15 protein-coding genes and 1 tRNA gene are annotated in these 14,340 nt (G+C 74.3%); 4 read left to right on the forward strand and 12 right to left on the reverse strand.

The genetic code is table 11. From position 1 onward, the window contains the following. Positions 1-81: 81 nt before the first annotated feature. Both rfaE2 and TPA0908_RS29325 read left to right on the forward strand, forming a co-directional pair. Entirely contained in the window at positions 82-1,968 is a 1,887-nt protein-coding gene (rfaE2, locus tag TPA0908_RS29320) for a D-glycero-beta-D-manno-heptose 1-phosphate adenylyltransferase (protein ID WP_281943474.1), read from the forward strand. Then, positions 1,965-2,837, forward strand: a complete 873-nt coding sequence (locus TPA0908_RS29325) for a glycosyltransferase family 2 protein (protein WP_281943476.1) — start codon at positions 1,965-1,967, stop codon at positions 2,835-2,837. The genes rfaE2 and TPA0908_RS29325 overlap by 4 nt, the downstream gene beginning before the upstream one ends. Here the strand turns inward: TPA0908_RS29325 and TPA0908_RS29330 are convergent. From TPA0908_RS29330 to TPA0908_RS29340, 3 genes are read right to left on the reverse strand one after another with little or no spacing between them, the layout of a single operon-like run. Beyond that, a complete protein-coding gene (locus TPA0908_RS29330; RefSeq protein ID WP_281943478.1) occupies positions 2,812-3,930 on the reverse strand; it encodes a glycosyltransferase family 9 protein in 1,119 nt (372 codons plus the stop codon). The genes TPA0908_RS29325 and TPA0908_RS29330 overlap by 26 nt on opposite strands. Before the next feature lie 7 nt (positions 3,931-3,937). Beyond that, positions 3,938-4,474: an Hsp20/alpha crystallin family protein gene (locus TPA0908_RS29335; RefSeq protein ID WP_281943480.1), complete on the reverse strand. Its 537-nt coding sequence runs from the start codon at positions 4,472-4,474 to the stop codon at positions 3,938-3,940. Beyond that, complete coding sequence (locus tag TPA0908_RS29340) at positions 4,471-4,977, reverse strand: DUF2231 domain-containing protein (RefSeq protein WP_281943482.1); 507 nt, start codon at positions 4,975-4,977, stop codon at positions 4,471-4,473. Before TPA0908_RS29340 ends, TPA0908_RS29335 begins: the two co-directional genes overlap by 4 nt. 166 nt (positions 4,978-5,143) lie before the next feature. Between TPA0908_RS29340 and TPA0908_RS29345 the strand changes: the two genes are divergently transcribed. Further along, positions 5,144-5,764: a pyridoxamine 5'-phosphate oxidase family protein gene (locus TPA0908_RS29345; RefSeq protein ID WP_281943484.1), complete on the forward strand. Its 621-nt coding sequence runs from the start codon at positions 5,144-5,146 to the stop codon at positions 5,762-5,764. A gap of 4 nt (positions 5,765-5,768) precedes the next feature. Here TPA0908_RS29345 and TPA0908_RS29350 read toward each other — a convergent pair whose 3' ends face one another. The 6 genes from TPA0908_RS29350 to TPA0908_RS29375 form a co-directional block, all read right to left on the reverse strand. Then, positions 5,769-7,922, reverse strand: coding sequence for an acyltransferase family protein (locus TPA0908_RS29350; protein WP_281943486.1), 2,154 nt, complete (start codon positions 7,920-7,922; stop codon positions 5,769-5,771). Positions 7,923-8,097: 175 nt separating this feature from the next. Continuing rightward, positions 8,098-8,496, reverse strand: a complete 399-nt coding sequence (locus TPA0908_RS29355) for a VOC family protein (protein ID WP_281943489.1) — start codon at positions 8,494-8,496, stop codon at positions 8,098-8,100. 78 nt (positions 8,497-8,574) lie between these two features. Next, complete coding sequence (locus tag TPA0908_RS29360; RefSeq protein ID WP_281943491.1) at positions 8,575-9,057, reverse strand: hypothetical protein; 483 nt, start codon at positions 9,055-9,057, stop codon at positions 8,575-8,577. After that, a complete protein-coding gene (locus TPA0908_RS29365) occupies positions 9,057-9,575 on the reverse strand; it encodes a SigE family RNA polymerase sigma factor (protein ID WP_281943493.1) in 519 nt (172 codons plus the stop codon). The genes TPA0908_RS29360 and TPA0908_RS29365 overlap by 1 nt, the downstream gene beginning before the upstream one ends. A gap of 124 nt (positions 9,576-9,699) precedes the next feature. Further along, positions 9,700-10,128 carry a hypothetical protein gene (locus tag TPA0908_RS29370; protein WP_281943495.1) on the reverse strand — a complete coding sequence of 143 codons (429 nt, stop codon included), beginning with the start codon at positions 10,126-10,128 and terminating at the stop codon, positions 9,700-9,702. A 169-nt stretch (positions 10,129-10,297) separates the two neighbouring features. Continuing rightward, positions 10,298-10,374: transfer RNA gene (locus TPA0908_RS29375), tRNA-Thr, on the reverse strand. A gap of 12 nt (positions 10,375-10,386) precedes the next feature. Between TPA0908_RS29375 and TPA0908_RS29380 the strand changes: the two genes are divergently transcribed. Beyond that, on the forward strand, positions 10,387-12,243 hold the full coding sequence (locus TPA0908_RS29380; protein WP_374709271.1) for a metallophosphoesterase family protein: 1,857 nt from the start codon (positions 10,387-10,389) through the stop codon (positions 12,241-12,243). A gap of 16 nt (positions 12,244-12,259) precedes the next feature. Here the strand turns inward: TPA0908_RS29380 and TPA0908_RS29385 are convergent, their stop codons facing one another. From TPA0908_RS29385 to TPA0908_RS29395, 3 genes are all read right to left on the reverse strand, one after another. Next, entirely contained in the window at positions 12,260-13,105 is an 846-nt protein-coding gene (locus tag TPA0908_RS29385) for a PSP1 domain-containing protein (protein ID WP_281943497.1), read from the reverse strand. A 261-nt stretch (positions 13,106-13,366) separates the two neighbouring features. Beyond that, entirely contained in the window at positions 13,367-14,035 is a 669-nt protein-coding gene (locus tag TPA0908_RS29390; RefSeq protein ID WP_281943499.1) for a hypothetical protein, read from the reverse strand. After that, positions 14,035-14,340: a hypothetical protein gene (locus tag TPA0908_RS29395; RefSeq protein WP_281943501.1), complete on the reverse strand. Its 306-nt coding sequence runs from the start codon at positions 14,338-14,340 to the stop codon at positions 14,035-14,037. Before TPA0908_RS29395 ends, TPA0908_RS29390 begins: the two co-directional genes overlap by 1 nt.

The raw sequence follows: 14,340 nt of genomic DNA on the forward strand, positions 1-14,340 counted from the left end.
GGACGCACCGGGTGGCCCGCGTCGCAGCCGGGCCGCGGCCGGGCTGGTTTGGCCGGCCGACGCCGGGGGACCCGGCAGGGCATGGCAGGAGCAGCAGCGGAAGATCGCCGGCTGGCCACCGTGGTGGCGAGCTGGCAGGGGCGTCCCGTGCTGGTCGTCGGCGACGCCATGCTCGACGAGTGGCGGTTCGCCGAGTCGGAGCGGCTCTGCCGGGAGGCGCCCGCGCCGGTCCTCACGCTGCGCCGCCGGATCTCCGCCGCCGGCGGCGCCGCGAACACCGCGGTCAACGTCGCCGCGCTCGGCGGCCGGGCCGCGCTCGTCGCCCCGGTCGGCGCCGACGTGGCCGGCGACGAGCTGCACGACTGCCTGGACCGGGCGACGGTCTGGGACCGGACGGTCAGCCAGCCCGGCCGCCCCACCCCGGTCAAGCGCCGGATGCTCGCCGGCAACCAGATCCTGCTCCGGGAGGACTCCGGCGGCCCGGAGGACACGCTCGACGACGACGGGGTGGCCCGCCTGCTGACCGCGCTGCACTGCGCCACCGAGGAGCTGCGCGCGGTGGCCGCCGGGCAGCCGCTCACGCTTGTGGTCTGCGACTACGGCCTGGGCGCGCTGCCGTCGGCGGTACGCGCCTGGCTGGTCGCCAACCGCGACCTCTACGGCACGGTGGCGCTCGACGCGCACGACCTGGCCGACTGGCGCGGGCTCAACCCGACGGTGGTGACGCCGAGCTTCGCCGAGGCGACCCGGCTGCTGGCCCGCGCCGCCGCCGGGTTCGCCCACGCCGAGCGCGGCGTCGTCCGCACCGGTGACCTGCACCTGGATCATCCGGCGGTGGCCGACGGCCCGTCCGAGCTGGTGGTCGGCGCCGCACCCGGCGGAGCCGGCGAACGGGCGGTGGCCGCGGCCTCCGGCGAGGCCGGTGAACGGGCCTCGCACGCCACGTCCGGCGACCGTACGCCGGGCAGCCCGCACCCCGCCTCCGGCGCGCCGGTGCACGGATCCACCGTGGGCTCGTCCGGGCCGACCGGCGAGCCGACTCCGGGCGAGGAGCGGGTGGCGCTGACCGGCAACGGACTCAGCGTCACCGGCACCGGGGTGACCGTGAACGCGGCCGTCGGCGAGGGCGTGGACCGGGCCGAGCTGGCCGAGTCGCGCCTGTCCGAGCTGCGCGCGCACACCGGCGCGGACGTGGTCGCGGTGACCCTGGACACCGACGGCGCGGTGGTCGGCGGCGCCGACGGCTCGCCCCGGCGCAGTCACAGCACGCCGGTCCCGGCCAGCCACGCGGTCGGCGCCGGGGACGCGTATCTGGCGGCCATGACGCTGGCGCTGGCCGCCGAGGCGGGCCTGCCGACCGCCGCGCAGCTCGCCCAGCTCGCCGCCACCATCACGGTCGCCGACACCGGCACCTGCGTGTGCCGCCGGGAGGACCTGCTCACCGCGCTGGGCACCGGCGGCGAGGAGGCCGGGCACCCGGCCCTGGTCGGCGCCGACGAGCTGGCCGCGCTCGTCGACGAGCACCGGCGGTCCGGGCGGTCGGTGGTGTTCACCAACGGCTGCTTCGACGTGCTGCACCCGGGGCACGTCCGCTACCTGACCCAGGCCCGCGCGCTCGGCGACCTGCTGATCGTGGCGGTCAACTCGGACGGCAGCGTACGCCGGCTCAAGGGCCCGGACCGGCCGGTCAACCCGGTCGAGGACCGCATCGCGCTGCTGGCGGCGCTGGCCTGCGTGGACCACGTGGTGGTCTTCGAGGAGGACTCACCGGCCCGGCTGATCGAGGCGGTCCGCCCGGACGTCTACGTCAAGGGCGGCGACTACCCGCCGGAGATGGTGCCGGAGGCGCCGCTGGTCCGCCGGCTCGGCGGCCAGGTCCGCACGCTCGGCTACGTGCCGGACCGCTCCACCTCGGCCATCATCGACCGCATCCGAGCCCAGTCGGTCGGCGAGAGCAGGCCGGCGTGACCCGACCGCTCGACCCGGGCACCCCGGAGCAGTTCCGTCATCCCCGACGGCTCGACGTGCTGATCCCCACCCGCAACCGGCCGGCCGAGCTGGCGGTCACGCTGTCCGGGCTGGCCGCCCAGGAGGGCGTGCCCGGCTTCGGGGTGGTGGTCAGCGACCAGTCCGACGGCGACCCCGCGTACACGCACCCGGCGGCGGCCACCATGGTCCGGGCGTTGCGCCACCGGGGACACCCGGTGCTGCTGACCCGGCGGCTGCCTCGGCGCGGGCTGGCCGAGCACCGCTCCTACCTGTTGTCCCGGTCGGCGGCCGACGCCGTGCTCTGCCTCGACGACGACGTCTGGCTGGAGCCGGGCACGCTGTCCCGGCTGGTCACCGCGCTGCACGAGCTGGGCTGCGGGTTCGTCGGCAACGCGGTGCACGGGCTCTCCTACACCGAGGACGTCCGCCCGGACACGCACCGGCACTACGAGGAGTGGCCGGGCCGGCCGGAGCCGGAGCGGATCCGGCCGGGCACGCCGGAGTGGCACCGGGCGTCGATCCATCCGGCGGCGAACCTGCTGCACGTCACCGAGAAGCTCGACCTGCCGGTGGGCGCGTGGCGGGCGTACAAGGTCTCCTGGATCGGCGGCTGCGTGCTCTACGACCGGGCGAAGCTGGTCGACGCCGGCGGCTTCGACTTCTGGGAGCGGTTGCCCGAGCGGCACCAGGGCGAGGACGTGGCCGCGCAGCTCGCGGTGCTGGAGCGTCACGGCGGCGCCGGCGTGCTGCCCAGCGGGGCCTACCACCTGGAGTCCCCGACCACGGTCACGGAGCGGGACGTGGAGGCGTGGGAGGTCGTGCTCAACGAGTCGGGCGCGGAGGTGTGAGCAGCTCGCGGGCCGCCTCCACCACCTCGACGACCGGCACGTCGGCCACGAACGACACCCGGTGCGGGCAGTCGCCGTCCCCGGGGCGGTACGGGTAGATCCCGGGCGTGCAGTCGACGCCGCAGACCGGGCAGCGGGTCGTCCAGGCGGCGATCGGGCGGTGCCGGCCGCGCAGCGGGGACGCGCCGTTGATCAGGTTGCCGACCCAGAAGATGCCCACCGTGGGCGCGCCCACCGCGGCGGCCAGGTGCAGCGGCCCGGTGTCGTTGGAGACCACCAGCGCGCAGTCCGCGTACGCGGCGGCGAGCGCGCCGAGGCTCAGCGTGCCGACCTGCGGGCGCACCGGCACGCCGGCCGCCGCGACCACCGCGTCGACCGTCTCCCGCTCGGCGGGCGTGCCGGTGACCAGCACCTCGTACCCGCCCCCGACCAGCACGCGGGCGACCTCGGCGAAGCTCTCCGCCGGCCAGCGCCGTCGGGTGTCGGTGGCGCCCGGGTGCAGCGCCACCCGGGGTCGGCCGGGCGCGCCGAGCACCGCCGCCACCTCGGCCCGGTCCGCGTCGGTCACCGCCAGCGCCGGGGTGATCGTGGTGGCCGGCGCCCCGACCAGCGCGGCCACCTCCAGGTAGCGGATCACCTCGTGCTGGTAGTAGACGTACCGCAGCCAGCGGTCCAGCGGCGGCGCGTCGTCGGCGCGCAGCCCGGCGGTGACCCCGGCGCCGAGCGCGGTGACGAACGGGTTGGAGTTGGCGCCGCCGCCGTGCACCTGCAACGCCAGGTCGAACCGTTCGGCGCGCGCCGCGGCCAGGAAGTCCGCCGCGGCGGTCGGCGGCTCGTCCGGGCCGGCGTCGCGGATGCCCGGCCCGGGCGGCACCACCAGCACCCGGTCCACCGGGCCGGGCCGGTCGCGCCACAGCTTCGCGTGCCACGGCGCGCCGAGCAGCACGATCTCCGCCGACGGGTACGCGGCCCGCAGCGCCGCCAGCGCGGGGAGCACGAAGATGAAGTCGCCGAGCGCGTTGGCCCGGAGCACGGCGATCCGCTCGACGTCCGGCACCCGCGCGCCCACCGGACCAAGGGGAAGGCTGGTCACGCCGCCCCTACGGCCGGTCGGTCTCGTCGAGCGTGGTGTCCGGGTGGTGCAGTTCCCGGTCCGCGGCCGGGTCGACCGGGGCCGGCGTACGGCCGACGGTGTCGCGCGGGCCGGTTCGGCCGACGGTGATGGTGCGCGGCGCGGGCCGGGCCGCCCGGGGCAGCCGCACCCGGAGCAGGCCGTGGTCCATCACCGCGTCGATCCGCTCGGGGTCGACGCGCGACGGCAGGTCGACGCGGTACTCGAAGCCCCGGGTGGTGAACCCGCCCGGGATGCCCTGGTCGGCGTTGACCTCGGCCTCCGACCGGGCCCGTACGCACAGTTCCCGCTCGTCCAGCTCGACGGCCACCTCCTCGGGTGCCACGCCGGGCAGCCGGACCGTCACCTCCCAGCCGTCCGCCACCTCGGTGACGTCCACGTCCGGGGTGCCGGAACGGCCGCCGACCAGGCGGCTCAGCTCGGCGCGCAGCGCCTGCAACTCGCCCATCGGGTCCCAGCCCTGCTGGCGACCCCGCCAGCCCCGGCCGCCGTCCGGCTCGGTCATCGCACGTCTCCGATCCGGTGGTTCGCCGAGGTGGGCCGCAGCGAGCTGGACGCGTTGAGGTCGTGGTCCGGGTCGACACCGACGCCGAGCCGGTCCACCAGCTCGCCACCCAGCCAGGCGCTGATCCCGAGGATCGCCACGGCCACCACCTCGATCGCGATCAGCGCACCGCCGGCGTTCCGCGACCCGGCGTTGAGCCGGACCACCCAGACGGCGGCGAAGAGCAGGATCACCGCGATGTTGGCCGCGGCGTGGAGCAGCCCGACCCGCTTGGCGCGGGTGCCGGTCGGCAGGGCGAGCAGGTCGAACGCGCCGGCCCCGGCGGCGAGCAGGCCACCGATCAGGCCGACGGTGATGTTCCAGTACGCGACCTCGCCGAGGAGGTCCGGCCCGCCCACGGTGTCGACCACGTCGAAGATCACAGCGGTGACCAGGAGCGCCACCGGGAACATCACCAGCATCGGGTGCACGGGATGGCCGAGCACTTTCAGTCGGCTCTCCATCGCGGCCTCCATCCGTCGCGTTCCGGACACGCGGTGTGTTCCGGTCCCTGCCCGTCGCTTCCGGGGGCGAACCCGGCGTCCGACGCGCCCCTAGACTGACGATGACGGATTCCGACCCGTCGCGGGCCGGAACCGTCGTCAAGGTCAACGGACGGGGGAGGAAGACGTGACGACGCGGGAGATCACCGACGAGGCGGAGCTGCGCGAGCTGATCGGGGCGCCGATGCCGCGGGCGGTCGCCAAGGAGCGCCGTACGCTGCACCAACGTGACCGGGAGTGGCTGGCCGCCTCGCCGTTCTGCCTGATCGCCACCGCCGGCGCGGACGGCAGTTGCGACGTCTCGCCCAAGGGCGACCCACCCGGCTTCACGCTGGTGCGGGACGACACCACCATCGCCATTCCGGAGCGGCCCGGCAACCGGCGCGCCGACGGCTACCACAACATCCTGGCCAACCCGCACGTCGGGCTGATCTTCCTGATCCCGGGGCGCACCGACACACTGCGGATCAACGGGCGGGCCCGACTGGTCCGGGACGCGCCGTGGTTCGCCGACCTGGAGGTCAAGGGCCACCGGCCGCTGCTCGCCGTCGAGGTGGCGATCGAGCAGATCTTCTACCACTGCGCGAAGGCGTTCCTCCGCTCCGAGCTGTGGCAGCCGGAGACCTGGCAGCCGGACGCGCTACCGTCGCGGCCCCGACTGGTCAAGGAGGTCGAGGCCCCGGCGGAGAGCCTGGCCGACCTGGAACGGCACTACGGCCCCGACTACGCCAAGAAGCTCTACGTCTGAGCGGTCACTTCTGCGGCGCGTACACCGCCGGCACGCCCACGTCGGACAGGGCGCGGGCGAGGTGCGGGGCGGTGGTCTTCACGTAGGCGGCGCCGATGTGCGATCCGCCTCGGTAGATCAGCACGTTGCCGAACACCACCGGGCACCGCTCGGTCGGGCAGATGGCGTCGAACAGGTCGATCATCCTGACCTCGGGCACCCCGGTCACCGCCCGCCGCTGCATCCGGTACGCCTGGTCCTGGTCGTGGAGCACGCGGTCGAACGCGCAGGTGGAGAGCCGCTTGCGGTTCTCGTCGGCGCACGCCACCGGCGCGCCCGGCGGCAGCGGGTTGTTCGCCATCACGACGACCTGCGCGCCCACCGAGTCGAGCTTCTTCCAGGAGGCCCGCACGCCCGCGACCATCGCGTCGACCGAGACCCCCTTGCCGGTGGCGTTCAGGGCGGTCGGCGCCGACTGCGAGGTGACCACGTAGTCGGGGCGTTCCCGCAGCAGCCGGCTCAGCAGCGCCCGGTTCCACTCGATGCAGTCGGTGTAGGGCTTGCCGGACTTGTCACCCTTGAGCACCTTGGCGCTGGTGAACGCGCACCCGGCCTTGGCGGCGATCACCAGCTTCCAGTCGTTCTGCTCGGCGAGCACCTGGAACGCCGGCAGCCACTGGTCCATCTTCGAGTCGCCCACCAGGGCGACGGTGGTGGCGCCCTGAGGGTTGCCGTACGTGCACCACAACACCTCGGCGCCCTCGACCTGCTGGAAGCAGTTGTCCCGTTTCGTGACGGGCACGTCCAGGAACCCCTGCCGGATCTGGAGCGGATCCGGCGTGATCACGTCGAACCGCTCCGGCACCGGGCCGATCGGGGCGGTGCCGGGCGTGGTGGACAGCAGCGCCGCGCCCGGCGCGTACCGGCTCTTGGTGGGGACCGCGGCGGCGGCCCAGGCGCCGAGCAGGACCAGCGCCAGGCCGGCGCAGATCCCGGCCATGGTGAAGTTGCCGCCGAGACTCAACGCGAGCCGCGGCGACGTGGCGATCTTCCGGGAGTACCGCAGCGGGTTCTCCACCAGCCGGAACGTGAGCCAGGCGGGAACCACCGAGGCGAGCGCCACCGCCAGTCCCTCGACCGTCGACAGCTCGCCGAAGCGGGCGGCGGCCACGATGAGCATCGGCCAGTGCCACAGGTACAGCGAGTACGACAGGTCACCGACCCAGCGGAACGGGCCGGTGCCGAGCAGCACCACCGGCCCCCGCGACCCCGCCGCCGGGCCGGCCGCGACGACCGCGGCGGCGCCGAGCGTGGGCAGCGCGGCAGCGTACCCGGGCCAGGCCGTCTTGCCGCTCACCAACGCCGCCGCCGCCACGATCGCGGCCAGCCCGAGCCACCCGAGGACGACCGCCACCGCCCGTGGCATCCGCGCGGCCCGCGTCGCGATCAGCGCGACGCCCGCCCCGACGGCGAGTTCCCACAACCGCGTCGTGGAGACGAAGAACGCGCGCGCCGGCGAGTTCGCCGTCTCGACGATCGACCAGACGAACGACGGCACCGCCAGGACCGCGAGACCGACCCACAGGACCGGCCGCACGTTGGTCCGCCGCAGCGCCCGCGCGGCGAGCAGCGCCAGCACGATCAGCAGCGGCCAGACCAGGTAGAACTGCTCCTCGACGGCGAGCGACCAGTAGTGCTGCACCGGCGAGACCACCGCGTTGTCGGCGGCGAGGTAGTCGACCGCCCGGTCGGCGAACCGCCAGTTCACCACGTAGACCGCCGCGGCGGCGATGTCGCCGCCGATGGCCTGCCAGTCGCCGCGGGGCACGAAGAGCCGGACCGCCACCGCGGTCGCCGCGAGCACCACCGTCGCGGCGGGCAGGATCCGCTTGGCCCGGCGCGCGTAGAACCCGACGAGGGAGAGCCGGCCGGTGCGCTCGATCTCGGCGACGATCTGCCCGGTGATCAGGAAGCCGGAGATCACGAAGAAGACGTCGACGCCGACGAAACCGCCGGGCAGGAACGACAGCCCGGCGTGGTAGAGCAGCACCACCGCGACGGCCACGGCGCGGAGGCCGGCGACGTCGCCCCGGAACCGGCTCGGGACGCGCCCGGCCGTCTTCTCCTCGGTGCGGGGATCGTGCCGGGCAACCTGGTTCGTCAACTCCGGGGAAGTCACCGCGATCCTCGAACTCCGGGGGCGTCTGGCCAGGGAACGATAGCGGCTCTCACGGATGCGGGCAATGTCGTACCGGCTGGTCGGGGCCGCCACCGGTGCGGTGCCGGTTCCGCCTCGGACGAGGCCCGACGGCCGACGGGGAACCGGGCTCCGCGCGCCGGTTCCGGACCGTGCGTCAGGACGCCGTGACCATCCACAGGTGGCCGTCCGGGTCGGCGAACGTGGCGGCGTACCCCCATGGCTGTTCGGCCGGCGCCGTCACGACGCGGGCACCCGCGGTCCGGGCCCGGTCGACGACCCGCCGCACCTCGGCGGGATCCGCGGCGGTCAGGCCGAGCACGCACTCGCTGCGGCCCCGCTCGGCGACCTCGTGGTCGCCGATGACCCAGCCGAAACCCCCGCTCGGCACCAGCATCAGGCGCAGGCCGTCGTGCACGGCGAACTGGAGCGGCTCGGGAATGCCGTCCGCCGCCGGCTCACCGACCGTCGGCCAGCCGAGCGCCTCGGCGTAGAAGCGGTGCGCGGTCACGCGGTCGGCGATCGGCAGGCTGACGGTCACGGGCGAGGTGGGCACGGTGGCGACTCCAGGTCTGGACGGAAGGAGCGGTCACCGGATGGACCGGCCAGCCGGTCACGAATCATCGGCGCGCGGTCAGGAGGTGCAGAACGGTGCCGGCCGGGTGAGACCGAGTTCCCGACAGTCCCATTCGCTGCCCTGTTCCTGGTACCGCCAACCCGCATCGGACGTGTAGTGGAACAGGTAGCGGACGTCGCCGTCGGCCGGGCGCTTCACGTCGACCGCCGCCCACGTCTCCGCGCACTGCACACCGGTGGACGCGAAGGACCAGCCCGGTGGCAGTTCGACCAGGTCACCCAAGGTTTCGATGGACGGACAGTCGGGTTGCCCGGGAGCCGCCGCGGGAGGCGTCGCCGGGTCGGACCAGTGGCTGACGGCGAAGGCGACCGTACCGCCGACGGCGAACACCAGCGCTGCGGCTGCGGCGCCGGTGGTGACGGTTGCCCGCCGGTGCAACTGCCGCGACCTGCGCAGGGTCCGCTCGTACAGGTCGGCGCTGCCGCCGTGCTCGCTCAGATCGGACATGGCCTGACGCAGCGGCCCGAGGTTGTCGGTCATCAGGCCTCCTCCATCACGGCCGAGAGCAACTCGGGCGCGATCTCCCGCATGCGGGACAGCGCCTTGCTGGTCTGACTCTTGATCGTGCCGACCGAACACTGCAGAAGCTGCGCGGCCTCGGCCTCGCTGCGGTCCTCGAAGAAGCGGATCACCAGCACCGCGCGCTGTCGCGGGGTGAGTTGGGCGAGCGCCTGGTGCAGGGCGAGCTTGAGATCGGTACGGCCGGCGTGGTCACTCCCGGGCTGGACCACGTCGGCCAGTTCCCCGGGCAGGGACTCGACCACCCTGCGGCGCCGCCACCAGCTCACCTGCTGGTGGTACATCGCGGTACGGGTGTAGGCCTCGAAGTGCCCCGGATCGTGCAGCCGCCGCCGGCCCCGATGGGTTCGGGCCAGCGCGTCCTGCACCAGGTCCTCGGCGAGGTGACGGTCGCCGGTCAGCAGGAACGCCGTCCGGAGCAACGCGGACGAGCGGGTCCGGACGAACTCCCGGAACTGATCGTCGATCGAGTCCGCCATGCCCCGCTCGCATCCCCAGGTGCCCGCACAGGTGGTCAGGGCGCGACGGCATCGGTGCGGCCGGCTGACTGTGGCGCACACCGTAGTCAGTGTGCGCCGCAGCGCGCAACCGCGGTCGAGCTGATCAGCCGGAGACGCAGAACGGCGCCGGCTCGGTGAGGCCGAGGTCCGTGCAGTCGTATCCGCTGCCCTCGCCGTAGTACTTCCAGCCCGTACCGGCCGTGTGGTGGAACAGGTAGACGCCGTCACCGGTCTTCGGGCCCTGCGGGACGGCGCCCGCCCAGCCCTGCACGCACTCGACACTGCCGAAGGTCGTGCCGTTCGGCAGCTCGACGAGCTTCTGCAGGTCCGTCCCCGAGGGACAGTCGGCGCTCCGGACACCCCCGGCCGCCTTGGCGGTCACCGTGGGCGTGGCACCGGGGGTGCCGTTCGTCGGGGCAGCCGAGGCCGGAGCGGATGCGGTCGCGCCGGTGCCGGGTTCCTCCGTGGCGGCACAGGCGGTGAGTACGAAAAGGACGGTGGCAGCGGGCAGCAGCAGACGACGTGCAGACATTTCCGGGCCCCTATGGATCGTGGCGATCGTTGCTTACATCCGGGTACATGCGATCCACCGCCCGCAGGTTGCCGCCACCCGGAACTATTTCTCCGGATCTTCGGCGGCCCCGTCCGCCATAGACGAAATTGAGCCCCTGGCCAGCACTTCTGCTGGCCAGGGGCTCATCTGGAGCCGCCTGACGGAATCGAACCGTCGACCTACGCATTACGAGTGCGTCGCTCTAGCCGACTGAGCTAAGGCGGCAACGACCACCAAGTGTACGGCACGCGCCGCCGGGAGCCGAACCGGATCCCCCTCGTCCGGAACCGGACAACCGGGCCCCTCGGCCCCGGCACGGGAGAGACTTCCCGCCCGGTCCGGACTACCCTGCGGCGGGTGAGCGACGACCACGTACCGCCGCGACAGCCGGACCCGGAGGTGCGCCCGGGCGAGCGGGCCAGCCGTCGGCCGCACAGCCTGGACCCGCGGGAACTGGGTTTCACCCCGCGCCGGCCGGTGCCCTGGCTCGCGCCGCTGCTGCTGATCAGCACCGGCCTGCGGACGCTGCTGGCCATGCTGTTCGGGGCGTACCTGGACAAGCGGGAGTTGCAGAACGCGTTCGGCGACGACACGTTCCGGCAGGTCGGGCCGGACGGCGGGCTCTGGCTGGACTACGTGGCCGACCTGGGCGACGGCTTCGACGCCACGTACTCGATCGCCTACCTGCTGGCCCAGCCGGAGCTGACCGTGGACGGGCACCGGCTGCCTCGGGCGCAGACGCTGGTGATGGGCGGCGACCAGGTCTATCCGTCGGCCGGCTACGAGGCGTACGAGGACCGGTGCAAGGGCCCGTACCAGGCGGCGCTGCCGGTCGCCCCGCCGGAGCGGCCGACGCTCTTCGCGGTCCCCGGCAACCACGACTGGTACGACGGCCTGACCGCGTTCCTGCGGCTGTTCGTGCGCTCCCGGGACCGCCACTTCGCCGGCTGGGGCACCGGCCAGTCCCGCTCCTACTTCGCGGTGGAGCTGCCGGCCGGGTGGTGGCTGCTGGGCCTCGACGACCAGTCCGGCTCGTACCTGGACGACCCACAGCTCACCTACTTCGACGCGGTGGCCCGCAAGCTCACCCCGCGGTCGCGGGTGATCGTGGCGGTGCCGGCGCCGACGTGGGTCAAGGCCGCCGACCACCCCAACGCGTACGACTCGGTCGACTACTTCATCCGCACCATCGTGGCGCCCACCGGGGCCCAGGTCCGGGTGCTGGTCTCCGGCGACCTGCACCACTACGCCCGGTACGCCGGCCCGGAGCGGCAGCTCATCACCTGCGGTGGCGGTGGCGCGTACCTCTACCCGACGCACCAGCTTCCCCAGCGGCTGGAGGTGCCGCCGCGGGACACGCTGACCCGACGGGCCAGCCGCACCCGCGAGTACGACCTGGCCGCCCGCTATCCGGAGAAGGCCCGCTCCCGCCGGTACGGCTGGGGGATCTTCCGCCGGCTGCCGTTGCGCAACCCGGGCTTCACCACGCTGCTCGGCACGCTGCACACGCTGCTGATGCTGGCCATGGCCGGCGTGACGGCGCAGCGCGCCGACGCCACCGCGCAGCGGCTGTTCAGCGTCCCGCTGGTGGCGATGCTCGCGGTGACGTTGCTGGGCGCGGCGTTCTTCGCGAAGCCGCCCAGCGCGGGCGGCAAGCGGCACGCCCGGCACTGGATCCTCGGGGTGGCGCACGGGGTGGCGCAGGTGACGTTGGCAGCCGGCGGCACCTGGCTCTGGCTGCACCTGCCGTTCTACGACTGGCCGTGGCCGCTGCCGGCGGTCGCGGCGGCGGTGCTCTACGGCCCGGTCAGCGGGCTGGTCGCCAGTCAACTGGTGGCGCTCTATCTGCTGGTGGCGGGCGCGTTCGGAGTGAACCTGAACGAGTTGTTCGCCGGCCAGGGCATCGAGGACTCGAAGGCGTTCCTCCGGTTCCGATTCGACCCCGACGGCACGGTGACGATCTACCCCGTCGCGCTGGACCGGGTGTCCCACGCCTGGCAGCTCAACCCGGACCAGTCCCCCACGGCCCCGTGGCTGACTCCGAAGACCCCGCTGACTCCCCGCCTGGCCGAACCCCCCATCACGCTCCGCTGACCGCCCCCGCCGGCGGTCAGGGGGTGGGGTTGTAGTGCTGGTCGTGGGACTGGCGGGGGGCGCAGACGGAGGCCCGGCTGCACTGGCAGCGGGAGCCGTCGGCGTCCAGGCGGACCGTGACGGCGTCGCGCGGAACGCTGTGGCCGACCACCTTGCCCTCGCCCTGCGGGGTCTCCACCCGGGTGCCGACCGCCGGAGCGGACTCCTGGAACCGCTGATACAGAGGATGTTCGTACTTCAGGCAACACATCAGCCGGCCGCACGCGCCGGAGATGCGCAGCGGGTTGAGCGGGAGGTCCTGGTCCTTCGCCATCCGGATCGTCACCGGCTCGAAGTCGGTGAGGAACGTGGCACAGCACAGGTCACGACCGCACGAGCCGATGCCGCCCTGCACGCGCGCCGAGTCGCGGGCGGAGAGCTGCCGCAGCTCGACCCGGCAGTGCAGCGTCGCACCCAGATCGCGGACCAGGGAACGGAAGTCCACCCGGTGCGGCGCGGTGAAGTAGATGGTCGTGCGGTCGCTGCCGGACTCCGGCGTGGCCAGGACGTGGTCGACGGCCACCACCTTCATCGGCAGGCCGTGCTCGCGGATCAGCCGCTTGGCGGCCACCTTCGCGTCGGCCTTGCGCCGGCGCAGCAGCTCGTCGCGGTGCAGGTCGTCCTCGCCGGCCAGCCCGGCCAGCTTCGGGAAACCGTCGGTGTCCTCGCTGACCCACTGCGCGGCCCAGACGCACTCGGCCACCTCGGGGCCCTCGTCGGTGGGCACCAGCACCCGGTCCCCCACCCGGGGGCGGAACTCGCCGGGATCGAGGTAGTAGAGGCGCCCGTACCGGTTGAAGCTGACCGCGCAGAGCATGCCCATGCGCCTACCCTACGCGGACCGGAGCGGTCGGACGGCCCACCGGTCGCCGTCCGGTCACACCGTGCAGCGATCCATCCCGGTCGACCGGACCGAACCGGCCCCCGCGCCTCGCCCGGACGGTTGAAACCTGGGCCGGCCCCGGGACAAACGCCCATCCACCGCGTTGAGTGAAGGCATACCTGCGGGGGGTGCAGGGGAAAGCCACGGCGTCGCACGCCGGTGCCCGGCCACGGTCGGAGCGGCGTGCGACGCCGTGGGCCGTCAGTAGCCGATCCGGGTGGTGCCGCCGTAGCGCGGCGCGGAGACGGCGCGGTCCCGCCAGGTCGTCTCCGTCAGGCTCGGCCCCCACTGGCGCAGCAGCGTCTCGGCCCCGTCGTAGGCCACCCCGAGCACACCCAGCACCCGGGTGGCGATCTCGGCCGCCGCCGACGCGCCGACCGGGCCGGCTTCGACGCCCGGCCGGCTCGCGGCGTGCACGGCGACCGCCTCGGCCGAGCCGACCACCTCGGCGAGCGCCCGCGCCAGGGCGGCCCGGCTGCTCTCCACCCAGCCGGCCAGCGCGTCCGCGTAACCCGCGGTCGACTCCAGCCGCCCGACCAGACTCTCTGGCCCCTCGTCGAGATGCCGGAGCAGGGCGGTGCGCGCCTCGTCGTAGGCCGACGCGGCGGACCCGGACCAGGCGACCGGGTCGGTGAGCACGGCGCAGGTGTCGTCGTACCCCCGGACGAGCCGGCGCACGGCGTGGCCCGCGCCGGTCAGCGGCGCCGGGTGCAGTTCGAGGAACTCCCGCACGGCCACGCCGGGGAGCACCTGCATCCGGCGCAGCAGCGGCCAGAGCCGGTGGCCCTCGGGCGCGCCGGCGGCGAGCAGCGCGTCGACGCGGGTGAGCAGGTCGAGGCCCGGCTCGGCGAGACGGTCCAGCGCGTCCATCAGGCCTCCCGGGCCAGCCGGCGGACGACCGCGTCGTCGGTGGCCGCGTAGCGCTCGGCGGCGCTGCGCAGCGCCGCCGCGGCGGCGGCCAGCCGGTTCGCGGCCGCCTGCGCCTCGCGGGCCCGGTCGGCGGTGGCGGCGGTCCACTGCCGGTGCAGCGCGCGGCCGACCTCGCCGGGCCGGCCGGCCGCGTGGGCGCCGAACGCCGGGTGCGGCGGGTCGGTGGCGGGCACGGTGCGGGCCAGCGTGGCGAGACCGGCGGCGGCCTCGTCGAGGCGGGCGGCCAGCGCACGCAGTGATTCCAT

The sequence above is a fragment of the Micromonospora sp. AKA38 genome (genome assembly GCF_027925725.1).
GTDB lineage: Bacteria > Actinomycetota > Actinomycetes > Mycobacteriales > Micromonosporaceae > Micromonospora.